This is a genomic window from Nostoc sp. C057, from assembly GCF_013393925.1.
Lineage (GTDB): Bacteria > Cyanobacteriota > Cyanobacteriia > Cyanobacteriales > Nostocaceae > Nostoc > Nostoc muscorum_A.
Map to the genome: position 1 here is coordinate 939,384 of NZ_CP040281.1, position 25,144 is coordinate 964,527.

Annotated in this window: 19 protein-coding genes; 11 read left to right on the forward strand and 8 right to left on the reverse strand. The window is 40.3% G+C overall.

Features of this window, described 5'->3' with window-relative positions; genetic code table 11:
• The first annotated feature begins 554 nt into the window (after nucleotides 1-554).
• Nucleotides 555-2,723 (forward strand): PAS domain S-box protein, encoded by a 2,169-nt coding sequence (locus FD724_RS03920; protein ID WP_179071649.1) that lies wholly within the window; start codon nucleotides 555-557, stop codon nucleotides 2,721-2,723.
• Between the two features lie 97 nt (nucleotides 2,724-2,820).
• Nucleotides 2,821-3,690, forward strand: a complete 870-nt coding sequence (locus FD724_RS03925) for a phosphodiester glycosidase family protein (RefSeq protein ID WP_256874442.1) — start codon at nucleotides 2,821-2,823, stop codon at nucleotides 3,688-3,690.
• A 138-nt stretch (nucleotides 3,691-3,828) separates the two neighbouring features.
• On the opposite strand, the gene FD724_RS03930 is transcribed toward FD724_RS03925, so the two are convergent.
• Nucleotides 3,829-6,129, reverse strand: a complete 2,301-nt coding sequence (locus tag FD724_RS03930; RefSeq protein ID WP_256874443.1) for a glycoside hydrolase family 10 protein — start codon at nucleotides 6,127-6,129, stop codon at nucleotides 3,829-3,831.
• A 110-nt stretch (nucleotides 6,130-6,239) separates the two neighbouring features.
• On the reverse strand, nucleotides 6,240-6,452 hold the full coding sequence (locus FD724_RS03935; protein ID WP_179071650.1) for a hypothetical protein: 213 nt from the start codon (nucleotides 6,450-6,452) through the stop codon (nucleotides 6,240-6,242).
• Nucleotides 6,453-6,545: 93 nt separating this feature from the next.
• On the opposite strand from FD724_RS03935, the gene FD724_RS03940 reads away from it, so the two are divergent.
• A complete protein-coding gene (locus FD724_RS03940) occupies nucleotides 6,546-8,072 on the forward strand; it encodes a DUF1565 domain-containing protein (RefSeq protein WP_179075405.1) in 1,527 nt (508 codons plus the stop codon).
• A 129-nt stretch (nucleotides 8,073-8,201) separates the two neighbouring features.
• Nucleotides 8,202-8,981, forward strand: a complete 780-nt coding sequence (locus FD724_RS03945) for a hypothetical protein (protein ID WP_179071651.1) — start codon at nucleotides 8,202-8,204, stop codon at nucleotides 8,979-8,981.
• A 25-nt stretch (nucleotides 8,982-9,006) separates the two neighbouring features.
• Here FD724_RS03945 and FD724_RS03950 read toward each other — a convergent pair whose 3' ends face one another.
• Entirely contained in the window at nucleotides 9,007-11,082 is a 2,076-nt protein-coding gene (locus tag FD724_RS03950) for a tetratricopeptide repeat protein (RefSeq protein ID WP_179071652.1), read from the reverse strand.
• A gap of 281 nt (nucleotides 11,083-11,363) precedes the next feature.
• Between FD724_RS03950 and FD724_RS03955 the strand changes: the two genes are divergently transcribed.
• The 3 genes from FD724_RS03955 to FD724_RS03965 all read left to right on the forward strand — a co-directional run bounded on the left by FD724_RS03955 (nucleotide 11,364) and on the right by FD724_RS03965 (nucleotide 12,883).
• A complete protein-coding gene (locus FD724_RS03955) occupies nucleotides 11,364-11,504 on the forward strand; it encodes a hypothetical protein (protein ID WP_179071653.1) in 141 nt (46 codons plus the stop codon).
• 64 nt (nucleotides 11,505-11,568) lie between these two features.
• On the forward strand, nucleotides 11,569-11,829 hold the full coding sequence (locus tag FD724_RS03960; RefSeq protein ID WP_012407382.1) for a hypothetical protein: 261 nt from the start codon (nucleotides 11,569-11,571) through the stop codon (nucleotides 11,827-11,829).
• 394 nt (nucleotides 11,830-12,223) lie between these two features.
• A complete protein-coding gene (locus FD724_RS03965) occupies nucleotides 12,224-12,883 on the forward strand; it encodes a class I SAM-dependent methyltransferase (RefSeq protein ID WP_179071654.1) in 660 nt (219 codons plus the stop codon).
• Nucleotides 12,884-13,174: 291 nt separating this feature from the next.
• Here FD724_RS03965 and FD724_RS03970 read toward each other — a convergent pair whose 3' ends face one another.
• Nucleotides 13,175-14,182, reverse strand: a complete 1,008-nt coding sequence (locus FD724_RS03970) for a 1-aminocyclopropane-1-carboxylate deaminase/D-cysteine desulfhydrase (protein WP_179071655.1) — start codon at nucleotides 14,180-14,182, stop codon at nucleotides 13,175-13,177.
• A 208-nt stretch (nucleotides 14,183-14,390) separates the two neighbouring features.
• Between FD724_RS03970 and FD724_RS03975 the strand changes: the two genes are divergently transcribed.
• The 3 genes from FD724_RS03975 (at nucleotide 14,391) to FD724_RS03985 (ending at nucleotide 18,771) form a co-directional block, all read left to right on the forward strand.
• A complete protein-coding gene (locus FD724_RS03975; RefSeq protein ID WP_179071656.1) occupies nucleotides 14,391-16,121 on the forward strand; it encodes a diflavin flavoprotein in 1,731 nt (576 codons plus the stop codon).
• Between the two features lie 268 nt (nucleotides 16,122-16,389).
• On the forward strand, nucleotides 16,390-16,902 hold the full coding sequence (locus tag FD724_RS03980) for a phosphate-starvation-inducible PsiE family protein (RefSeq protein WP_114084855.1): 513 nt from the start codon (nucleotides 16,390-16,392) through the stop codon (nucleotides 16,900-16,902).
• Between the two features lie 132 nt (nucleotides 16,903-17,034).
• Nucleotides 17,035-18,771 carry a diflavin flavoprotein gene (locus FD724_RS03985; RefSeq protein ID WP_179071657.1) on the forward strand — a complete coding sequence of 579 codons (1,737 nt, stop codon included), beginning with the start codon at nucleotides 17,035-17,037 and terminating at the stop codon, nucleotides 18,769-18,771.
• Between the two features lie 162 nt (nucleotides 18,772-18,933).
• Here FD724_RS03985 and FD724_RS03990 read toward each other — a convergent pair whose 3' ends face one another.
• Nucleotides 18,934-20,076 carry a phosphatase PAP2 family protein gene (locus FD724_RS03990; protein WP_179071658.1) on the reverse strand — a complete coding sequence of 381 codons (1,143 nt, stop codon included), beginning with the start codon at nucleotides 20,074-20,076 and terminating at the stop codon, nucleotides 18,934-18,936.
• Between the two features lie 241 nt (nucleotides 20,077-20,317).
• A complete protein-coding gene (locus FD724_RS03995; RefSeq protein WP_179071659.1) occupies nucleotides 20,318-20,962 on the reverse strand; it encodes an HMA2 domain-containing protein in 645 nt (214 codons plus the stop codon).
• 505 nt (nucleotides 20,963-21,467) lie between these two features.
• Between FD724_RS03995 and FD724_RS04000 the strand changes: the two genes are divergently transcribed.
• Entirely contained in the window at nucleotides 21,468-23,816 is a 2,349-nt protein-coding gene (locus tag FD724_RS04000) for a WD40 repeat domain-containing protein (protein ID WP_179071660.1), read from the forward strand.
• A 9-nt stretch (nucleotides 23,817-23,825) separates the two neighbouring features.
• Here FD724_RS04000 and FD724_RS04005 read toward each other — a convergent pair whose 3' ends face one another.
• Together FD724_RS04005 and FD724_RS04010 are read right to left on the reverse strand one after the other, a co-directional pair.
• On the reverse strand, nucleotides 23,826-24,404 hold the full coding sequence (locus FD724_RS04005) for an HMA2 domain-containing protein (protein WP_179071661.1): 579 nt from the start codon (nucleotides 24,402-24,404) through the stop codon (nucleotides 23,826-23,828).
• A gap of 370 nt (nucleotides 24,405-24,774) precedes the next feature.
• Nucleotides 24,775-25,080 (reverse strand): DUF5132 domain-containing protein, encoded by a 306-nt coding sequence (locus tag FD724_RS04010; RefSeq protein WP_179071662.1) that lies wholly within the window; start codon nucleotides 25,078-25,080, stop codon nucleotides 24,775-24,777.
• Nucleotides 25,081-25,144: the final 64 nt, after the last annotated feature.

Genomic DNA, 25,144 nt, shown 5'->3' on the forward strand with positions numbered 1-25,144 from the left:
CAAACTATAATTATTAACATGTTGATTGAATCATGTCAAGCATATTGCAGAATAACTTTAGCTGTTTTCAATGATAGGAATTATGCAAAACTACGCACAGTAGGGGTAATTCATGAATTGCCCCTACGGAAAATCAAGGTTTGGGCTATTTTTGCGTAAGTCTTTACATAGCTAAGGGCAATACCATGCGGGAAGCCGCTTTGCGTCTAGATGAATTGCCCCCTACCTAGGGATTATTGGGGGTTAATTAAAATGCCAAACATAGAATAGAGACTTTGCATCGCAACATCTCTACAAATATTATGGCTAGGCAACTTATCCGATCCAAACTGCATTGGTAACATTACTGCTCAAAATGAATTTATATTAAAAACTAGCGGATTTATTTCTGAGTATTATGTATAAATCATCATCCCAAAAAATCCAGAGATTTACGACTATAACAGATTGTAATTTCTTACCTGTGTTATTAAAATCCTAAAATATTCTCATGTATTTGTTTTTAATGTTTAATTTTAACTGATGGAGGGCATCTGCGGCAGAAAGGGCATCGCATGATCAAAAAATGGTATAGAGTTCAAAAGCTAAAAGCAATATTCGTCTTAGCATTGTCAGTTGTATTTACCAATGCTGTAGTCTCTTATAACAATACTGTTAAGCTGATTCACAACCAGCAATGGGTGATATCCTCTTATGAAGTTATTACCCAAGTTGAAAGTATCCAATCTCTACTCAAAGATACTGAAACTGCACAACGTAATTATCTAATTACAGCAGATGCAGATGATCTAAAAACTTATGTTGTAGCTTATCAACAAACTAATCACAATATTCAGATTCTTAGGAAATTAACTGCCGACAACCATCAAAAGCAGCAGTGGATTTCTTTGTTGGAGCCGAAAATTACCAGTAGGCTCAACATTTTGCAACAAGAGATTTATCTAAGACAAAACCAAGGATTTGAAGCAGTTCGGCAGCGAATATTATCTGATAAAGATAACCAAAGCAGCAAAGAAATTCAACAGCTGATTTACGACTCTTTAGAGGTAGAGCAAAAATTATTACAGCAGGGAATGCAGCAGTCGCAAGCAAGTTCCCAAAAGGCGATAGTCACATTTTTTATCGCTGCGATTGTAGATTTGGTGCTGGTGGCGCTGCTGTATGATTTGTTATGGCGTTATATCAGGCAACTTCAGCAGACGGAACTGGCCCTACGCCAAAGCGAAAACCGTTTACGAGCCGTGATAGATGCAGAACCAGAATGTATTAAGTTGATTGCTAGGGATGGCACCCTTTTAGAAATTAATGCCGAAGGATTGGCAATGATGGAAGTAGAAAGTCCTGATGTATTGATTGGTAAACCAATTGATGCCGTAATTGTGCCAGAGTATAGAGCAGCTTTTGCCGACTTGCATAAAAGTATCTGCCAAGGTAACAAGGGGACTTTGGAGTTTGAAATTGTCGGATTTAAAGGTACTCGTCGCTACATGGAAACTTATGCTGTACCACTGCGTAACGAATCTGATGGTACGTTCATTCATTTGGCGCTGATGCGAGATATAACCCAGCAAAAACAGGCAGAACAGAAAATCCGTGAACAAGGATTGCTGCTGGATGTATCAACTGAGGGGATTTTGGTACGAAATATCCACAACCAAATATTGTTTTGGAATCAAGGTGCTGAACGTCTTTACGGCTGGAAGGCTGAGGAAGTTGTGGGTAAGAATGTTTTGCAACTTTTGTATAAAGATATTTCACTACAGCTAGAAGATGCTTACTTGAAGGTGATGAATACAGGTGAGTGGCGCGGTGAGTTGCATCAACTGACAAAGGAAGGTAAAGTAATTATCGTTGAAAGTCGGTGGATACTGATCCGAGATGATCATGGACAAACTAAGTCCATTTTGAGTGTGAACACCGAGATTACGCAGCAAAAACAACTGGAAGCTCAACTTCTGCGATCGCAACGTTTGGAGAGTATTGGTACGTTAGCTGGCGGTATTGTCCACGATCTCAACAATATACTATCCCCAATTTTAATGTCAGTTCAACTGTTGCAGAAGAAATTGCCCGATTCGCAGAGTCAGCAAATACTGCAAACTTTAGAAAATAATGTGAAACGCGGCGCTAATTTGCTCAAGCAAGTATTGTCTTTTGCACGAGGTATTGAAGGCAAACGAACAATTGTGCAAATTCAGCCTTTGATGGCAGAAATTGAGCAAATTATCGCTCAAACATTCCCCAAATCGATTATCTGTCAGGCAGATATCCCTAAAAACCTGTGGTACGTTCGTGGAGACATAACTCAAATACATCAGGTGCTGATAAATTTAGTAGTTAATGCCCGCGATGCTATGCCCAATGGCGGTAGATTGAGGATTGCAGCAGAAAATCTGGTGATTGGTGAACATTCTGCCCAGATCAATATTGATGCTAAAGTGGGTTCTTATGTTGCGATCGTGGTGACTGATACTGGAATGGGGATGTCGTTGGAAGTCCAGCAACGGATTTTTGAACCGTTTTTTACCACCAAAGAGGTAGGCAAAGGTACAGGTTTAGGACTTTCAACGGCGTTGGGTATCATTAAGAATCACGGTGGTTTTGTTAATGTTTACAGTCAGATAGGTAGAGGAACTCAATTTACAGTGTACTTGCCTGCCTCAACATTTAGAGACACATCTTTGCTATCTCCAGAATTGGAATCAGTTATAAAAGATGGCTAACTGATTCATTATCTAATTCAAGTTAATCACTTATTTTTCAGCTTAAAGTATTTCAACTAAATTAACTTTTTTGAGCTAACCGCAAGTGAATTTAAATGTGAGAAAAATTAAAATACTGACTTTGGGATTAATTAGCTTGGCAATGGTTTTGTGGTTTAATTTGCATTCCTCAACACCTTCAATATCAACTGTTGCATCTTCACCACCAAAAACTATCCGCTACTTCGAGCGCACTTTGCCCCAAGGCATCGCTCACATTTTGTTGATTCCAGCTAATAGCAAATTTTTGGTAACTCCTGCACTATCACAAAAGGTAGCCACAGTAGAGGAATTTGCCCAAAAGCATCGAGCTGTAGCTATCTTGAACGCAGGCTTTTTTGACCCAGCCAACCAAAAAACTACATCTTATGTTGTCATACAGGGAAAAGTGGTGGCTGACCCCAAGGAAAACGATCGCTTGGTGAACAATCCCAACTTACAATCTTACCTAAGTCAAATTTTCAATCGCACAGAATTTCGCCGCTACTCATGTGGACAGAATATTCGCTATGATATTGCGTTGCACAGTGCGTCACAGCCAGCCGATTGTCAGTTAGTAGATGCCATAGGCGCAGGGCCAAGCCTATTACCAGAACTCACTTTAGAAAAAGAAGGTTTTGTAGATAATGCCAATAAACGAGATGCACTTGGCAGCAACCAACCCAACGCCAGAACTGCCGTTGGTATTACTCGTGATGGCAGTGTTGTTTTAGTTATGGTGGCTCAAAAACCCTCGGTTCGTGCTAGTGGGATATCCTTGCCAGCACTAGCTAATTTTATGAAAACTCTTGGTGCTGATAAAGCGATGAATTTGGATGGAGGGAGTTCGTCTTCGCTTTATTTCAATGGCAAAACCTTTTACGGGAAGGTTGATTTGGAGGGAAATTCTATCAAGCGTCCCGTGAAGTCAGTTTTACTGGTTCAGTGAGGGGTAAATAGGTTTGTAGTGAGGACTTTAGTCCTCAAATATTCAAGCACTAAAGTGCTTACTACAAACCTAGCAAAATTAATGCGATAGACTACTAGTTTTGAACATTAGGTGAGGGAACAAATTTTTACTTTCATCTTACCGCCGACTGCGAAAACCCTGTCTTCCATTAACTTGGTCAAAGAGGACATCGTATTTATCAAAAAAGGCGATGCCAGTATTTACAAATGTAGGAAGTTCTGATTGTGGCGAAATACTTAAATTCCAGCGATTAAATCCGTCGCGGGTTCCTGGTGTCAAGCTGTAATCAAAAATGCCATTAATTGCTACTTTTACAGGATTTGCTGAACGTAATACTCCTGGTTTAAGCTTACCTGCTGTAGAAGCTGACTTGAATTCAGCCAAACCATTAATACTTCCAGTATCAGTAATCATTGTGCCGTTACAAAGATTTTTAGCAGAACTCCCAGCAATAGTTAAACAAACTTTGCTCACTTGAGAGTCCCATCTGTTACCGGGTACACCATTAATTTCGCTTTGTTTACTCCAAGGAGCCATTTTGAAACCTGCTTGATTACCAGCAGTTAAACCGAGAATTAGGCTGCCGTTATTGTTATTACCACCATTTCCCGTAACAATAAATCCGTTACTCAAATTGCCTGATAATTTTCTCAACGGATTATAGAGAAGTGATTTTTCAAAATAGTTGACACCGATAATACCGGAAAATGGCACACCATTTTTTGCTGAACAATTAGGCTTTTGGGCAGTACATTGGCGACTGGTAACAATCTGTACTGGAACGGGTTCTGCGGCGGGGAGCAAACCAAAGCGGATATTAGTATAAACTAATTCTCCTTCCAGGATAGTACCATCACTTAATACCTCCTTGATATTTTGTCCTGTTCTGCGGATAGGGGCATTACCTAAAAACTCTTTGGGAACTCGCAGCCCTGCTGAACCTGTATCTAATAAGATACGTCTTGGTTGACCATTTGCGATCGCCATTTCCAAAAAATAGCCGCGAACACGTTGACCCAGGGAAGGTTTTGTGTACAAAGGTAAGCTTATGGTATCAAAACTTGGCTGGCGGGGTGTATTTTGAGAGATATCGCGTAACGCTGGGTTTTGGAAAAGAGCCGCAAATGCTGACTGGCGTTGTACTGCTGGTTCAGGCGCAATATCCCAAAGGCTCTCGTAGTAGAAAAAGCCAATACCTAAACCCCGTTGTTGCGCTGCTTCTACTTGGGGTTGGATTTGTGACATGGAAACTGGGCGATTTCGTAACCCCGCTAAAATACCAATCCCTGTTGGGATAATTTTTTGGGTTTCTAAAATGTCTGGGCGAGTAATTTGACTGATAAAACTTGCCAAATCATTGCGGTACACTTGCATAACTAACTCATCGACAATACCCAACCGTATCCAGTTGAGCCAGTCTTGCAGTTGCACTTTATAAGCGTATTCAGAATCAACAGGAGAAACTGAGAAGATAGCGTTCGGTTTTTGAGCTTTCACGGTTTGGTAGAGGTTTACCATGAATGCAGTGATTTTATCTGCCCGCCATCTTTTCCATGCTTGGGCTTGGGGATTAGGTGGAGGAGGATTCCCGGTTTCTTGAGTATATAAACTAATTGTGTATTTATCGTAACCAAAATCCACAGGTAAACTCGTATGGTCGTCAAATTGAACGCCATCAGCATCGTATTGAGTAATGACTTCCATCACGAGTTCGGTGAGCAACTTTTGCACTTCGGGGTGAAACGGATTCAACCACGCTACTTCACCCGCAGCACTAATTGAAGTTTGAGTCCCATCCTGCTTTTGTGTCAGCCAATCTGGATGCTGGGATGCAAGTTCTGAACTTAGGGGAACCATGAAACCAAATTCAAACCAAGGTATTGCTAGTAGCCCTTCTCTGCGAGCTTGGCTGATAATGTCTGCAATCACATCTTGTCCATCTGTTCCCTTGAAGAAGAAGGGAATACCCATTTTTTGCATGATGGCACTGGGGTAATGTGTATAGCCATCGTTCCACACCACTGGATAAACAGTGTTAAAGTTTAACTTCCGCAGTTGGCTCATGGCTGCTTGCACCTTGGAGCGATTTCTGAAAACACTAAAATCGTTACCACTGAGCCACACCCCCCGAATTTCTTGACGAGGTTGGGGAGGCAGTTGGGCAATAGCAGGGCCAAAGCTGTTGAATAGGAATACAGCAACGAATGATATCAAAAATAATAATGGCAGCAGACGCTTCCTGAAAAGCCACCAACCTTGATGAATGAAAGGCGATGTCTGGCGACTAGCCGCAACTCCATCAGGCGCTTTACGTAACTTGCTGCGGCATAAAAGTAAGCATCTACGCACGGGGTTTAATAGTAAGTTGGTTAGAGTCGCATTAATTTCTATGCTTTTTTCCCAAAACTGAGTTGTCATTACTTCTGGTTACTAATTGCTTAAATTTCATTCCATATAAATGTTAAATTGCTACACCAGTAAAACTGATACAGTAATTTAGCTGCAAGACGCTTGACGCAGTTATGGAGTTAGTAGTGCCAAGAACGGTTGTGCAGAACATTCAATGCTGATTTTTGGTGATAAACGTTCTCTAACTCTTCTCTCAGATGTTCGGGGTGATAAGCGTGGTCTTTTAACCTAGGAATACCAAAGGCCGAGATGAGAACTCGGAATGTTGCATGAGAGTCTATAACTTGTGTGTACAGATTATCTGCTTGCAAGAAAAAGTAACGTGGATACATTTTCTATACACAGTCATACTACTTTGAAAAAGTTTGCTACAAGTAGTGTTATTTATGATTGTCATAATTAAAACAATTGACTCTCAACTATCAATGGTGAACTCTACCCTCGTCGTCACACTCTATATCAACCCTATGACAGGGAATGATACCAATACTGGTTCACGGTTGAGTCCGTTTAAAAGCCTCACCCGTGCCTTAAAAATAACCAAAATCCCGACGATAATTCATCTTGAGCCGGGGACTTACAGCACTGCTAATGGTGAGGTGTTCCCACTGATTATCCCTGAAGAGACAACAGTGATGGGCAACGAAGCGAACAAAGGTGCAGAGATTGTAATTTCCGGAAGTGGTGAGTATAGAAGTCCTAGCTTTGGTATACAAAATATTACGTTGCTCTTGCTAGATGATGCCAGTCTTTTAGGTGTGACTGTCACTAATCCCTCAACTAAAGGTACTGGTATCTGGATTGAATCGGCTGCACCTACTTTAGCGAATAATACTTTAAGGGATTGTGGGCGAGAAGGTGTGTTTACCACTGGCACTGCCAAACCCCAAATTTTAGATAACATATTTGTGCAAAATACTGCTAGCGGATTGGTGATAGCAGGTCATAGCCAGGGAAAAGTACTGCGGAATTTATTTGAAAGAAACCCTTTAGGTATAGCAATTAGTGACTTTGCTACTCCGACGATCGCAAATAACAAGTTATCAGAAAATCGTACTGCGATCGCACTTTCTCGGAACGCCCAACCTGTGCTGCGTCAAAATCTCATTACTAAAAATACCCAAGGTGGTCTGTTAGTCAATGGCAATGCAATTCCTGATTTAGGCAATATCCAAGATTCTGCTGATAATATTTTTCGTGATAATAGTGAATTTGATTTGTATAATGCTACTAAACAAAAGCTAATTTCCGTAGGTAATGATTTGAATCCTTCTCTAATCAAGGGATTGGCAGAATTGATCCCAGCCAATCTAGTAGCGGTTAGCACAAATATATCTGAGGCTCCGACACCATCTCAAAAACTCCCCGCGCCTGTTCAACTAGATGCACATTGGGCAGAACCATTTATCCAAGCATTAGTAAGCATGGATTTAACTCATCGTTTTGCCGATGGTAGCTACCAGCCAGATAAACCCATGACTCGCGCCCAGTATGCATCTCTGGTAGCGATCGCCTTTAACCCGTTTCCCAAAATCTCAGCACCCGATTTTACGGATGTACCCAAGGATTTTTGGGCTTATAGCGCTATCCAAGTGGCGGCTAGTGGTGGCTTTGTTGGCGGATTTAGCGATCGCACTTTTCGCCCCGATCAACACGTCCAACGGCTACAGGTGATTGTCTCCCTAGTAAACGGACTGGGACTAGCAGCTGTTGATAGCGATATTTTAGAAGTATATAGCGATCGGCATACCATTCCCGACTACGCCCGAAAAGCCGTAGCCACTGCTACACAACAAAAAATCATCGTTAATTACCCAGATCCCCAACTACTTGCACCTTTACGTCTAGCAACACGTGCCGAAGTTGCAGCAATGGTTTATCAAGCATTAGTTGCCATTGGGCGAACATCTGCGATTAAATCATTCTATGTAGGGTTGCATTCTAGAAGTTGACAAGTAGAATAGGAAACACTGCTTATCTGCTTTGTACTCTTGGAAAAAAACCATGTAGTTAAAAGCACGCTAGGCTAATATGCGATGGGTGAAGAATCTTAAGACCTATTGCCGAAAGCTAATAGCCCCATGTTAACAACACTTCCAGATACTTCTGCCAACTTGGCGATCGCTTTATTAATTAATTATAGTTTTGATCTCAGTGGCTATAGTGCCAATGAGCTAGTTGAACGTTGGCAAACGCAATACCCACTGAATTGGCTACACCTAGCAGTAATTGAGGCACTATATCAAGGTCGTTATAAAGCAGTTTCGGTGCAGCAAATTTTAGTATTTTGGCAGCGCCGGGATCAGGCTACATATCATTTCAATATGGAATTTGAACGCATGATTTGTAGCAAATTTCCCCAAAGCTTAACCTCATCGCCTGCTCCCAGCCTACCGCTAGCCAAGAAAAACCCCATTGTAGAGAGAGTCACGAGTCCTCAACTACCACCTGCGAAGATTCGTAATGGCTATCAAAAAAGCAATACTGCAACTCTACAACTGAAAAGTTACGAACAAAAGACATCTTTAGATGAAGAAGTCAAGGAGGAAGCTAGGGACAATAAAACTGTTCTCAAATCTCCCCTTTCGGGAAAATTTGCTTCTTCGGCAACCCTTCAGCTATCCTCTGCTGTTAGCCAAAGGCAAACTTTACAAGAAAGTTCACCGCCTTCCCCATCACCAAGCTACCCTCAACGACAGCCAAAACTGCTGCCGCCTGCTGCTATTCATGCCCCAATTGGGCAATTTACCCCAGAAAAAAGCGATCGCTCTGATTCTTTTACATCTAAACTCAAAGCAATGTCTAGCGAACAAAATCCGCCAGATATGGGGAGTGGGGAGATGAGGGAGAAGAATCAATGACAAATGACAAATGACAAATAACTTTCTACTCTGTAACTAACTGCTTAAAGCGCTCATCATCGGCAATATCATCAAAATCTAGGTCAGTTGCTGCGTCTTCTTTATACCTGGGATCAAGTTCAATTGCTTGTTTCAGAGTTGCCAGAGATAGTTCAACTTGTCTTTGCAGTGCGTAACAGGCTGCTTTGTTGTAATAGGCACTGGCATAATCTGGCTTAATTTCTAAAGTTTTGTTAAAACTAGCGATCGCTTCATCATCGCGTCCCAATCTTACCAAGGTATAACCGCGTTTATCCCAGATTTTGGGAGAATTGGGTTGGAATTCCAGCGCTTTATCAAAAGACACTATTGCCTCTTCGTATTTTTCCAATGCTACGAGAGAAAGACCGCAATTTAACCAAGCAACAGCATCATCAGGCTTGATTTGTGTAGCTTTCTCAAATGAAGCAAAGGCTTGCTGATGCTGTTGTAATTTCCCAAAAGCAACGCCGCGATCGCACCAAGCTTGATGGTAATCTGGTTGAATCTGGATAGCTCGATCGTAGGATGCGATCGCATCTTTATAGCGTTTCAGCCTTCCGAGAGTTAGACCTCGTTTTAACCAAGCCACAGGTTCATCAGGTTGAATTTTAACCGCTTGGTTGTAAGCTGCGATCGCATCTTCATAGCGCCTTTTAGAAAACAGCTCATCTCCCTCTTTTACATACTCCTCAGCATTCAATTCTGGTTGTTGTGGCTGTTCCTCTATTTCTTTTTCTTCCTTAACTTCATGATTTACCGCTTCTAAGATAGATTCAGGTGTAATTTCAGTTAGTTCTTGAAGAATAAGATCCTTTCTTTCTTCGGCATCCAATTGTAAGTCAGAAAGCTGAGAGACAAACTCAGCTTCTAATCTTTCTAACTTCTCCAAAATGAGAATTTTTTGTTGTTGAGCATTCCATTGTAATTCTGAAAATTGGGAACTAAATTCAGAACCAGATTTCTCTAAATTCTCAATAATTAAATCTTTGTGCTTTTGAGCATCTAATTGTAATTCAGATAGTTGTTCAGCAAACTCTAACTGCAATGCTGCTAAACTTTCAATAATTTTATTTTTTTGTTCCTGAGCATCCGCCTGTAGTTCTGATAACTGAGATTTCAACTCATTATCTAACTTTCCTAAACCCTCAAATATAATCTCTTTTCTGTGGTGAGCATCTACCTTTAATTCAGATAATTGATCGGCAAATTCTGATTGCAATTTAGCCAAAATTTCAAAAACTATATCCTTTTGGTTTTGAGCATCAGACTGCCATCCAGAAAGTTGAGTTATGAACTCAGATTTTGACCCTTCTATATCAGCCAATACTAACTCTTGCTGTTGTTGTACACCTAAGTTTAAATTAGACAATTCTTGTGATAGGACGGATGCTAAATTTCCTAAATTTTCCAGCGCTACATCTCTTTGTTGTTGAGCATCAAGCTCTAATTTAGATACGACAGTAGCAAAATTTGACTCTAAATTTTCTATATTTTCTTGAGATTTTTTGAGTTGAGTCTCTAATCTACTTAATACCTGTGATTTAGCTAAATCTAGTTCCGATGTCAGGGTAGATAAATTTTCTTGTTCGCTTTTAATTTTTTGTTGTAAACTAACCGTTTCCTGTTCTAATTCATCATTTATTTTTTTAGCATCTTGAATAACATTTTCAGCCTCTTGTTTAACGGTAGATAGCTGATTTTGTAATTTTTCCATTCCCTGTAATTGTTGCATCGCTCTATCAACAATTTCACGGATTACCACCCGTCGCAGTAGCCAAAATAAAGCAATGATTGCGACTGGAAATAAGCTTAATATAACTAGCCAGACATTGAGTAAAATAGTTGTACGGCTAAAAGCGCTATTAAAATCAGATTGGACTTGCTGTTGAATTCGCTTTTCTGCTCGTAGTCGTGTTAATTCTTCCCGTTCCTGATTCGACAACACCGAAGTCTGGGTTAGTGCTGGGGAAGGTGATGGTGCAGATTGCCCATTGGCAATTCCAACGGATAATAGTAAGGGTAAAAAAACAATAGTACTTTTTACAATTAAAGCGAAAACAGCTTGATTTTTGCTCTTCATAACAACCATTTTCAGTCTGTTGGTCAGTTTTTGAAGCGGCGTGCCTCTTTCCAATCTATAACAGAATTAAGTAGTGAAATGTTGTAGAGATACTGGGAAATTGTGAATAATCCTTAACTAATCTATTCCCTCGTCTCTTCGTGTACATAAAACTTTAGTGCTGGGGTGCAGTCAAGTTTTTAACATTATTTTTTGTGAGGTACTATTATAACATTACTAAGGTCAAACTACTGCCCAAGACGACGAAAACTAAAGCAACACAAATAATAATTTATTAACCTATGGAAGACAGATTGCAGGAGTATCAAGGCTTTCTTAGACCATATACCGAAATACCTTCGGATGTTGCTACAGATGCTAGGGTGTTGAAACTGGAATTTGCACCTATAGGTGAAGTGTCAGGTGTGCGTACTTCGCACTAACATTAGATTATCTAAGATAAACAGATTACTTGTTCTCAAATTTACTTAACAAAGGCGGTAGAAAATGGGTAGGCTAAATCCTTATACACTGCAATTGCAGATTACTCGAATGTTTGAGCAAGGGCAATCATTTTTTGCCACAACCAAGGTACAAGAATGGTTGAAAGAACGCAAACATAATCCAGAAGATTATGACATTCTTTTCCATAAAAAACCCGCACCTCCAGGTTCAAAAGAAGTGATGGTAGTGGAAATCGAATTACGCCGCAAAGATGGACAACCTGTAGATCCTTGGTTACAGGAACAAGCAAATCTTCATGCCTAATTTTATCAACTAGCATTTAATTCATATTACCTTAACAGAATTTACTAAAAGATAGCGTTCCGCAATTTGGAACGCTTTTTGCTATTTTTGTATTTATAAATTATTTATAAAAAGAAATTAACCGCAGAGGCGTAGAGAATGCAGAGAGAATAATTGGATATTTTGACGACTTATTCGTTTAGGATTGCTATATATAGGCAAATTCTACTTCTGCTTCTGCACTTTTTCTATTTCTGTGGTAGGTTACGGGAAGTCGCTACGTATGTATATTAATCAAAATCACCCAATCAGGTGAATCACATGGGTGAGGTACAAGAAACATAGATTATCGTACCTTAAGACTATAAATAGTTGCTTGTTGCAATAATTTATAGCCTCAAATTTTAGGAAGTAGATGATGACTGTAAACCCAATTATTGGAGATTCACCAAACCAGATTTATGCCAACTTTGGTAAACGTTTCTTTGCCTGGATGATGGCTCAAAGTAGCAGCACGTATGATAATATCGTCGGCGATCGCAAACGTTCTCTTTTTGCAAATCTCCAAGGTAAAGTGTTAGAAATCGGCCCAGGAACAGGCCCTAACCTACCCTACTACCCTAAAGATATCCACTGGATAGGAATCGAGCCAAACCCTCACATGCACTCCTATCTTCAAAAACAAGCTAAAAAACTAGGCTTAAACATCGACCTCAGAATTGGTAATGCTGAATGGTTAGATGCTGAAGATAACAGCATAGATACTGTTGTTAGTACCTTAGTTTTGTGTTCGGTGCCGAATATAGATTATACATTACAGGCAATTTTAAGAGTACTCAAACCAGGTGGACGCTTCTTATTTATTGAACACGTCGCTGCACCTAAAGGAACTGTATTGCGACAAGTACAAAGCGCAATTCGTCCGATTTGGCAAGTGATAGGTGATGGTTGCCATCCAGATAGAGAAACCTTGATTGCTTTAGAAAATGCTGGTTTTTCTAGCGTTAATTATGAGCGATTTGATGCACAATTGCCGATTGTTAGTCCTCATATTATTGGCGTAGCGACCAAGTGAAAGAACTTTTAGAGGTTGCTGGATAAAAGTATGAATATCTCACGTAGATGAGCGAGTGTGTCGAGCAAATTCATCTTTTCACCCAGCAATACCTCTTTTATGGAAAATCGTTTATTTAGGGATAAATATTATCGGTGCGATTGCCCATATCAAAAACATTAAATTCAATCCCCTCTAACTTCAACCTCAAAGCCTCTAATAATAGGTTTATCCTTTCTTCAATAAAAATGCTTAGGGCATTTTCAGGAAGTGCATCGGCTCTTGACTACTGATATTTAATTAAGTGGCAACTCAGATTTTAGAAAATCTCTGCAACTTTTCTTCCATACCAACGTTGCCCTGTAAGCCTCCTGTGTGTACCAGCAGCAACGAATCGCTTTTACCAAAAAATCCCTGCTTTAGTAAATCCATTACTCCGTAAAACATTTTGGCGGTATATACGTAATCGAGGGGTATGCCATGTTTCTCCCTGAACTGTTGGCTGAACAGTAGTAACTCATCGTTCACCTTTGCATAGCCACCAAAGTGGTAATCACATACCAATTCCCAGGGAGCGGGAGAGTTAGATGGTGCGGGTAAATCAGAGGCGAGGTAATTTGTCAGCAGGCTTTCGATTTCTTGTGCAAGAAATGAGCCATTTTTCAGAACGGGAAAAGCGATCGCTCTTTGTCCTTGATGCAATGAAAGCGTAATACCAGCCAGTGTGGTAGCTGTACCGCAGGCTACGCATATATGATCAAATGCGTAGGCGTAGCCAGCACTTCGGCTGCGCCCTTCAGCTACGCTCAGGACAGGCTCAGTGAGCGCCGTAGGCATCGCATCACCAATGATCTCCATACAGCCGCGCACGCCATTTAAATTACTCCCGCCTTCGGGAATGATAAACACTTGACCGAAGCGTTGTTGCAGATATTCTTCTAACGCTGGTGTGTTGCGCTGTCGATACATTTCGCGGTTCATGTACACAAGCCGCATACCCTGTTGTACAGCAAAACTCAGTGTCGGGTTTAGTGGTAGTCTCTCCTCCCCACGAATTACGCCGATGGTACGAAAACCGAAAAGATTACCAGCCGCCGCAGTTGCATAGATGTGATTGGAATAAGCGCCGCCAAAAGTAAGCAGCGTTGTGAAATTTTTCTCCTTGGCCTCTAAAAGATTGTATTTCAGCTTGAACCACTTATTGCCGTTAACCCACGGGTGCATGAGATCCAGGCGTAGTACATACAAATCAACACCAGCGCGATGGATGATTTCGCTGTTGATTTGTTGTATGGGAGGAGGAAAAAATATTAACGACATGCCAAAACATTATAACTGATTATTTACATCTTCTCACATTCATTATTGATGGTAAACATTGAGTAATTCAATGGTAAATCAATCTAAATGATAAATAAAACTTCCTGATGATTAGCTTTAGAAATTGGCATTTTACTAATTGAGTATTTCAGGTAAATATAAGAGACATAACGCTCGCTTCAGATAACAATCTTTTTGGAGAAAACAAATGGTTGCACTCATACAGCCCACTCAAGTTACTCCCAACCCAGGACGTTTGACAGTAGAAACTGTCGAAATGGCTCCTCAAACAACTGCTATTCGTTGTCTAGACTGGGATAGAGAACGTTTTGATGTCGAGTTTGGTCTACGGAATGGTACGACTTATAATTCTTTTTTAATTCAGGGAGAAAAAGTTGCCTTAGTTGATACATCTCACCGCAAGTTTGAGCAATTATATCTTGAGATACTGGTGGGATTAATTGATCCGACTAAAATAGATTATTTGATTATTAGCCATACGGAACCAGACCACAGTGGCTTAGTAAAAAATATTTTGCAATTAGCTCCATCCATTACTGTTGTTGGTGCTAAGGTAGCTATTCAATTTTTAGAAAATATGGTTCACCAGCCCTTTAATTCAAGGCAGGTGAAAAGTGGAGAGCGATTAGATTTAGGCAACGGACACGAATTAGAATTTATCTCTGCACCTAACTTACACTGGCCTGACACAATCTTTACTTATGACCACAAAACTAGCACTCTCTACACCTGTGATGTGTTTGGGATGCACTACTGTGATGACCACACTTATGATGAAAATATCACCTTACTTGAGGAAGATTTTCAATATTATTATGATTGTCTTATGGGTCCCAATGCTCGGTCTGTTTTGGCAGCTTTAAAGCGGATTGAAAAGTTAGAAATAGGAACAGTTGCTACGGGACATGGGCCTTTATTACAACACTATATTCCAGAATGGCTCGGACGGTATCAAAACTGGAGTTTAGAACAAGCAAAAACAGAGACTTTAGTGGCTCTATTTTATGTTGAAGATTACGGGCATAGTGAGCAGTTAGTCCGTACCATAGCTCATGGATGTGCGAAAACAGGCGTAGCAGTGGAATTATTTCCTCTCAATAGTTCTGAACCTCAAGAAGTTCGAGAATTAGTTGCACAATCTTCTGGTTTAGTAATTGCAATGCCACCTCAATCTTCGGTGATGGCTCAAGCTTCTTTAAGCACTATTTTAGCTGCTGTTCACAAAAAGCAGTCAATTGGTTTATTAGAGTCGGGAGGTGGAGAAGATGAACCTATTTATCCTTTACGCAATAAGTTTCAAGAACTGGGATTAACTGAAGCCTTTCCACCTATTTTAGTTAAGGAAATCCCCACCCAAGCAACGGAACAGCTTTGTGATGAAGCAGGGACAGATTTGGGTCAATGGTTGAACCGCGATCGCACCATTAAACAAATTAAATCCATCAATACGGAGCTAGAGAAGGCTTTAGGGCGTATTAGTACAGGTTTATACATTATCACCGCCAAAAAAGGAGAAATTCAGAGCGCAATGTTTGCTTCTTGGGTGACACAAGCGAGTCTTGAGCCTTTAGGAGTTGCGATCGCAGTATCCAAAGATCGAGCAATTGAATCTTTGATGCACGTTGGCGATCGCTTTGTTCTAAACGTTTTAGAAGAAGGCAAATATCAAGGATTAATGAAACATTTCCTCAAGCGTTTCGCTCCTGGTGCAGACCGATTTGCTGGAGTGAAGACATATCCAGCGAACAATGGATCGCCCGTTTTAGCTGAAGCCCTAGCTTACATGGAATGTGAAATTACTAGCCGCATGGATTGTGGAGATCATTGGGTAATTTATAGCACAGTCCAAACTGGAAGAGTTTCTAAGTTAGATGCACTTACCGCCGCGCATCACCGCAAAATTGGCAATCATTACTAATTAGTCATTTGTCATTGGTCATTGGTCATTTGTCTTAGAGGTTGTTTGAAAAGTCCTCTTCTCGGTAACAAAAAGTTTTAGATCCCCCTAAATCCCCCTTAAAAAGGGGGGAACTGGAATTAAAGTCCCCCTTTTTAAGGGGGATTTAGGGGGATCAACAAGTACCTAAAATCACAGCTAACTACTTTTAAAACAACCTCTTAGGCTCCCCTGCCCCCTTGCTCTCCACAGACGCGATGAATCGCGTCTCTACAACTCCCAAAAAATTATGTATAAATCTGCTGAAAATACTCCGATTACGATGTACGAAATCAACCGTGGGCGCGTTGTGCGAACCTTGGAATTTATCCAAGATGTGATTGTGATTTGTTTGTGTATCGGTTTATTTAGCTTCATGGTGCTTCAGGTGAGAGATATGTTTCTCTCCTTACTTCCACCTTTAGATTTTCATGCTGTTACTGCCGATATTCTCTTTTTGCTCATATTAGTTGAGCTATTCAGATTGTTGATTATTTACTTGCAAGAACATCGAGTATCTATTGGGGTAGCTGTTGAAGTTTCCATCGTTTCCGCTTTGCGAGAAGTCATTGTTAAAGGTGTTCTAGAAACAAGTTGGAGTCAAGTTTTAGCAACTTGTGCCTTTTTATTAGTGCTGGGAGTACTACTATTTCTCCGAGTTTGGCTACCCCCTACTTTTGAAGGTATTGATCCCGAACAAGAGGTATCCAAACGCTATAGAAGCAGAGCCAAGTCTGAATTAATACAAAACAATGGTCATTAAAAATAGGGAGTGGGGAGTTAGGAGTTAGGAAGATGAGGGAGACAAAGATAATAACCAATGCCCAATGCCCCATTCCCAATGCCCAATTTCCCATTCCCAATTCCCAATTCCCCATTATTAAAAGAGGTTATTATGTCTGTTGCAACATTAACGTCCAACCATAGCAGAGATGTCCAAGTTGCTGAAATTGGTAAAAATACTCTGATTCTGCGATCGCGGACTTGGGACAGATTAAAATTTGAGGTGGAGTATTCCCGGCAACGGGGAACTACAGCAAATTCTTATCTGATTCAAGCTGATAAAAATGCTTTGATTGACCCTCCCGGCGAATCTTTTACCGAAATTTACCTTGAGCAACTTGCACAACAACTAGACTTCATTACCCTAGATTACATTGTTCTCAGTCATGTCAACCCAAACCGCAGAGCAACCTTACAAGTATTGCTCTCTCTGGTTCCTCAAGCTACTCTAATTTGTTCTCGCCCCGCCGCCAATGCTCTAAAAACTGCTTTTCCCGAATTTGAATCACCTATTCAAGCGATGCGATCGGGAGATACTCTAGATTTAGGACAAGGACATCTTCTATCATTTGTCACCGTACCAACTCCTCGGTGGGCGGATGGACTTTGTACCTACGATTCCGCTACAAAAATACTCTACACAGACAAACTTTTCGGCGCTCATATTTGCGAAGATACTTTGTTTGATGAAGATTGGAAGGGATTAGATGCGGAACGTCGTTACTATTTTGAATGTCTCCATGCGCCCCAAGCAAAACAAGTCGAAGTCGCCTTAGATAAAATATCGCTTTTGGGAGCCAGATGTTATGCCCCAGCACACGGGCCAGTTGTGCGTTACAGCCTGAGTCGTTTTACTTATGATTACCGTCAATGGTGTCAAGGACAAAAATCTCAAGAATTGAGTGTTGCTTTGCTTTATGCTTCTGCTTATGGAAATACAGCAATTATGGCGAATGCGATCGCTCAAGGTTTGATTCAAAATGGAGTTAATGTAGAATCAATCAACTGTGAACTAGCTGATTCTGCCGAGATTAACCGCATTGTAGAAACTTGCGATGGCTTGATTATCGGCTCACCCACTTTAGGCGGCCATGCACCGACTCAAATTCAAACAGCTTTAGGAATAGTTCTCTCGGTGGCGGCTAAAACTAAGTTAGCTGGGGTGTTTGGTTCCTACGGTTGGAGTGGAGAGGCAATAGATTTAATCGAAAGTAAGCTCAAAGATGCAAATTATCAACTAGGGTTTGAAACAATTCGGGTGCGTTTTAGCCCTACTTCTGAAGTTCTTCAGCAGTGTCAAGAAGCAGGTGCTTCCTTTGCCCAAAACTTGAAGAAAACTAAAAAACTTCGTAGTTCCCGCCAGATTGTGACAGAAACCCATGTAGATCGTACCGAACAAGCGGTGGGGCGAATCATTGGTTCTCTGTGTGTTGTGACAACTCGTGATGAAGAAACTCACAAAGGGGTTTTAACTTCTTGGGTATCACAGGCAACTTTTAACCCGCCAGGAATTATGATTGCGATCGCTAACGAGCAGAATGCAGATTTAATGCATCATCCTGGTGATAAATTTGTGCTGAATATCCTAAAAGAAGGAAGAAATGTGCGACGTTATTTTTCTCGTCATAGCACTTTAGGCGATAATCCTTTTGCAAATCTTTCCACAAAAACTGCTGATAATGGTTGTTTGATTTTGAATGAGGCATTAGCCTATTTAGAATGTACGGTGCAAAATCAGCTTGAATGTGGCGATAGATGGTTAATTTATGCCGTTATTAATCACGGTGAAGTGTTGGAAAATGATGGTATCACTGCTTTGGAGCATCGGAAATCTGGCAGCTATTATTAACAGTTACCAGTAAGGGATTTCCAAAAAATAAATTATCTAAAATAATTTGTGCATTGGTAAGGTAGCACAGCTGTCATTGGTGTCAACTTAAGCCTGGGCGAATGGAATTCGCGGCTACACAAACAAAGTCCGCCTGCGCGGACTAAGAGAAAATTAATATTTTTAACCCACGAAGGTGGGTTTTGTTTGTGTAGACGCGGTTTCTAACCGCCCTTCTAACTCGTCAATTATTCCTTGCTGTTCCGATTCCAAAATCAGGATACAGGCAATTAACCACACCAAACCTGCGGCATAGCCAGCTGTCACATCAGTCAGCCAATGTACTCCCAGGTAAAGCCGACTAAAACCGATCGCAGCAACCAAGAAAACAGTCAAGCCATAAATCCAAAAGCGCCATTCAGGAAACTGCTTTGCCAGAATATAGCCAGTAAAACCGTAAATTACTATTGAAACCATTGCATGGCCGCTAGGAAAACTGTGTTGACCCACATTAATAATATGCTTCCACAGTGCTGGACGCGCTCTACCAAATGATATTTTCATTAAACAATTTAGCAAGATTGCACCGACTCCAGCGATACCTAAGATAGTTGCTTGCCTGCGACGATTAGAATATAACGGACTAATCGACAGTCCCAAAGAAGATATCAGCATTACTAGGGGATCGCCTAGAAAAGTGATACCAAGCATGATGCGATCGCGCAGTGGTGTATGCAACTTCTGGATCAAGATCAAAATGGCTTCGTCAAGATTATATGCGTACAACAGTGCAGTGCCACATACAAGGGCACAAACAACCGGAATAAGTTGACTGGCTGTTTGGTTTAATTGTCGCTGCATAGATATTTGAGACAGCATAGCTGAATCAAATATGTTTCGATTATTACCCCCAATAAACCCAATATTTTCTTTAGTGCCAAAGGAATGCAAGTTACTACTTCCAAGTGATTTACTGGCTTTTTTCTGATAATCTACGACAATTTCTTGGATAAAGAGTGCGATGGTCGTTCGCGCAGCGTCTCGAAGAGAAGACCCGCCTTGTCCTGTCGGACACGCTTCGCGAACGGCGTTCGCATTTAAACTTTCATCTGGATGAAAAATAACAAGCACATTCCCTGTGTAACTATTAGCACGAGCTTGCGAGATTATTTTATCCTCTAATAATCTCGATTCAAGATATCTTTTGAGAGCTTCCGAATGATAAAGCCCATTTACTTTATATCTAGCTCTTCCCTTAACAGCAGTATGTATTGCTTGAACCCAATGGGTTTGATTAGGAAGTTTTTGACAGTGAGGAGTACCCATTTGTTATTGATAATAAAATGCTTGGATTGAAGGCTAGATAAAAGAGATTTTCATGAGTTATAGTAAATCCCAGTTTTTTAGAGCTAATTACTCTTAACCAGAAATTATTTTAATCACTACTAAATAAGTTGGCACAATAAACCCAAACTATGCAAAAAAATGAACTAGGCTAAAACCCTTATACTTATTGCCTATTGCCTTACACCAAAGACAATTATTTACACTTACTTACTATTAGTAACTATAGAAGATTGGGTTCGCTGGCAGATTTCAGTTTCAAAGGCTGGTAATTCTCCTCACCATTGCCTTGTAATCGCCATCGCTTGTTAGGCAAGATAAACATGGTGGCAGATTTTAACCTCTTAATTAGGCTTCTTGAGGTAGAAAGCAGCCGTTCCCAAATGTTTGTTCTAAACCTTCGATATACAAGAACATTACGTGCTTGGTTAATCTTGCGCGTATTATCAATTAAGTTGATTAGAGCATCAAAGATAGCCCCTACGATTGATTTGGCCATTACCTCTTTTGGCAGAACCACATCTTGAGCAGTTTGAATCAGATTAACCAGATGCTCGCACATTTGATTATCTGAAATTACACCTACTTTATAATTGATGACAATGGATGCAGCTTTTGGGTTAGCACGGACATTTGTAACTCTAGGATCGGATTCCATCGATAATTGAAGTTGATTAGCATACTCAGTATCTCTGCCTAACAGAGGAATACGAAAACGAATCCGTCCAGGAATTGTATGGACAATGCTATAGAATATCTTTTGGGATGACGCTGCTTTCTTAGCTACGCTTTTAGTTGCCTTTTTTGGTGGTAAACGCAGGTTAATACTAGCAGGTTTGCCAGAGTTAGACTGTTTTATAGAAGTCATCGTACTATTTTTTAATTTCAAAAAATAAAAAACGCAACCAAGCTGATAAACTTATCTATTAATGTTTTAAGAGAGCGCTTTATTGAACTGCATTAACTTTACTCTAGTTATACCTATTTTTCTGAATGAAGAAATCTATCTCAGTAGTGAATCTAGTTCTCGTTGCTATCAAGTTGATTAAGTTTTTTTAATACTGTGTTTATTTTAATTTACAGGGATTTAACCACATAGATTTATTGACATATAACGAGTTTCATGTCTTACGTTTGAGTTACTATACTCTCAAGTAGTAACATCAAGGCTATGTATGAATTTGCTGGATGAAAGTATTACCCTGATTTCATGTAAGCCTTGCTTATTTATTTTATCAAAACAGAATTCAAGAGTCAGGAATCAAAATTCATTCTAAATTTTGACCGAAAAAGCGGATAGCACAGCGTCTTGTAGAGAGCGTCTTGATTATGACTTCTGAATTCTTCTTCAATTAGTTTCTAGGTATGTGTTTATGCAGCAAGGGTTAATGTTACTAATTCAACTGGTACTAGAGTTTGCACCTGTTGTTGCAGAGCTAGTCCAAAATAGAAATAAATCCAGGTTAGGACTGAGTAAATATGAACCGATTGAGGCAATTCCTGAAATACTCAAAGTTCTAAATCCTGCAAATAAAAAAAGCGGTTATGTTGAAGATTTTGAACAAGCAAGAATTTTCCAACAGCAATTAGTAGCCGATAATCACCAAACGCGATTAACAATAGCCGCACAAGAGCGAGAAACAGCGCTTAAGTTACCAGAAGTCAATAAAATTTTTGATAGCTGGCCCTTAAGATTATACCCTTCACAAATTTTAGACCACACCAATTCTGGACACACTCCACTTAAAATTTTTATCGCTCCTCCTCAAGTAGATTTTGATCAATTTGGCGATCGTAGAGATGAAAATATTTTTCAATTTGAGTTAATGTTAGCTGAAGGATTAAGAGATTTTCTCAACAAACATTACTCTTTACACAGTCAAGTTAGACCAACAGAGTTATTGGCAGGAGCGTGGGATAGTAAACGTTTTCACAGTGAATCAAGTATTAAAGCTCTGTTTGGAATGTTGAAAACAGAGCCAAGTTTGATTTTAGAGTCAGAAAATGATGGAGATTATTTAAATTTTAGGATTGCCTACTGGGGTTTGGGACAAGGCAATTATTATTATAAAACAATTGCACGTTTACCTTATCGAGAAATTCTGGAAGAGTCTGCTAAAAGGCGGGCATTAGAATGGAAGAAAATTAGAGATGAACTTGTGGCATTAGGAGAAAAATTAGAGGAAGTTAATCAGCTTGGAAAAGATAATGTGATAAATTTAGAGATTTTAGAAAAGGTAGAAAAATGGCATAAAAAAGGAATTGATATTAGTAAGTTATCTTTACAATATCAAGTCAATCGTCAGGATTATGAAAAACTTTGCCAGGTTTTGATTACCTATCACTGTTTGGTTGCAGGTTGGGTAGCAGATATTTACCACCTGGTTGATCGTGGTGTACCTCCGCTACTACCAGAGTTGCTGCCGAGTTTGCTGTCAGATGCTTTTGATTTACAATCACTAGGGGTTATCGCCTCTGGTTACAAACAAGTTTACCAAGCTCTGGAAAATGAGCGCTGTTACTGGATTCCAGAATTGGCTTTACAATTAGCCCAGAGTTTATGCCATTTAAGCGATGCCTACGGCGGTAAACTACGCGCTTGGGCAAACGAACAGCTAAATTATTCTGTGAGTACATGGTTACAACTACGCCAAATATCACCAAACGATTCTCCTAACCCGCTTCAGGTAATGCAATCAGCCGTCAGCGTTAAAGATGAGGAATATGTAAAAAAGTTAAGAGAATATTTTGTCGCGGTGGGTGATACTCAGAGTATTGCTGATGTTGATGAAATTTTAAATCGCATCGCCAACCTCAAACACCAAGTAACAGTACAACATATCCTTCTCAGACATACCCTAACTGGACATTCAGAAAAAGTGACATCTGTCGCCATTAGTCCTGATTCTCAGACTTTAGTTAGCGGCTGTGCAGATAAAACCATCAAAGTATGGAATCTTAAGACTGGTAAACTTATCCGCACTCTCACAGAAGATTTAGGCAAAATTTCCTCTGTTGCGATTAGTCCTGATGGACATTATTTTGCTGTTGGTATTTGTCAACACCCCAAAAGTAATGTCAAAGTATGGAATCTCAATTCTGACAAACTCCTACACACTCTGTTAGGACATCAAAAACCGGTTAACTGCATCGCAATCAGTCCTGACGGGCAAATTCTTGCCAGTGGTAGTAATAAAATCAAAATTTGGAATTTGCATAAAGGCGATCGCATTTCTACCCTTTGGCATTCATTCACAGTTAATGCTGCTGCTATCAGCCCCGATGGTACAATCCTTGCTAGTGGTAGTTCTGACAACAAAATTAGGCTGTGGAACCCACACACGGGAGATCCATTACGCACCCTCAACGGACATTCTGGTGAGGTGAAATCAGTAATCATCAGTCCTGATGGAGAAATTCTCTTTAGCGCTAGTGCAGACAAAACTATCAAAAGTTGGCATTTAACTACAGGCAAAGTGTTACATACCTTGACTGGACATTTAGAAGAGGTGAGATCCTTAGCCGTTAGTCCTGATGGAGAAATTCTCTTTAGCGGTAGCGTAGACAAAACCATCAAAATTTGGCATTTGCAGACGGGAGAGTTACTGCAAACTATCACAGAACACTCAGGGGCAGTAAACTCTATTGCTATTAGCCATGATGGTCAATTTTTGGCTAGTGCTAGTTCTGATAAAACCATCAAAATTTGGCAGATAAATTAAGCTTTTTGGTTACTCGTTTGCTGATTTTTCTTCGCTAGTTCCATGCAACTTAATAAAGCTATCAAAAGCATACCATGCTAAAACATACCAAGGAATAACTTCTAACTGCAATCCTTTATTTAGTAATTGTCGCAGTGAAAGACTAGCTAATCCCAAAGGGAAAAGAATTCGCAGATCAAAAGCACCATCTGTTAACTGTTTGACACGCTGGTTTAAGTCAACAAGCGCAGATGAAACTTCTGCTGCTGCCTCGGTGTTACCCTCGGTAACATCAGCAAAAATTATTCCTAAATCTTTAAGTGTTGCTAGCACATTTTCTAGACTGCCATCTTTACCATCGTCATTGATAACAATACTGCCATGATGGACATTTATCTTCACTTGATTAATGTGAGGATTTGCTAATAAAGCATTAGCGATGCTTTGCATTTTTTCTGGTTGACGATGGGAATGAGCCACTCTCAACCGCAATCTTCCGGGAGTCGAACTTACAACTTTTGTAGATATCGGTTTTGGTGATGTTTTGAAGCTGGTTTTGTTTATAATTTCCGGCATTTTATTGTAAGTGCTATAACCATTTGTCAACATACAATTGCCTTTTTGACTTGTATGAAGGTGGATTCTTTGTTGTGGGTTTGTTATTGTCAAAAATTAAGGAAAAACGAACCGCAGAGGACGCAGAGAACACAGAGGAATAAGAGGAGCGAGAGAGACGTAGGTTGGGTGAAGCGGAGCGCAACCCAACATATATCAGAATGTTGGCTTTGGCAAAGCCTCCAACGCCACTTGCTACAACGCGGGAAACCCGCGCAACGCAGTGGCTCCCCAACCTACAATTTTTTTGCTATTTTCGTAGGTGCGTTAGGTGGAATACCGTAACGCACCTTACTAATTTGATATTTTGGTAATTGGAAGTTGCCTATGGCAAAGATTTTAACTTGCTAATGGGCAGATGAAATTACGCACCATTATCGGCGACATTATCCGGATTGGTGGCACTAGCTTCAAATACGGGTGTTTCTTTTTCATCAGCGAGTTCAGCTCTGGCTTCGGCTACCATGTCTTCCCAGATTTCTCCCATTTCTGCAATGGTTCCTTTGCTTCTTTCATAAAGACCAATTCCGCCTTTGATGACTGACTTGACGAAAGGTTTACCAACTCCAGCGACAATGGGCAGCAGAACAGGTGCTAAGAGGACTGCACCAATTCCGACTATAATACCGGGAGCGCCTGCATCTTCAACAAAATCACTAATTTTAGCCATATTCAATTTCCTCCTATTAATTGAGAAATCTGGGAAAGCTTTTTAAGATACTCTTGTCGGCATA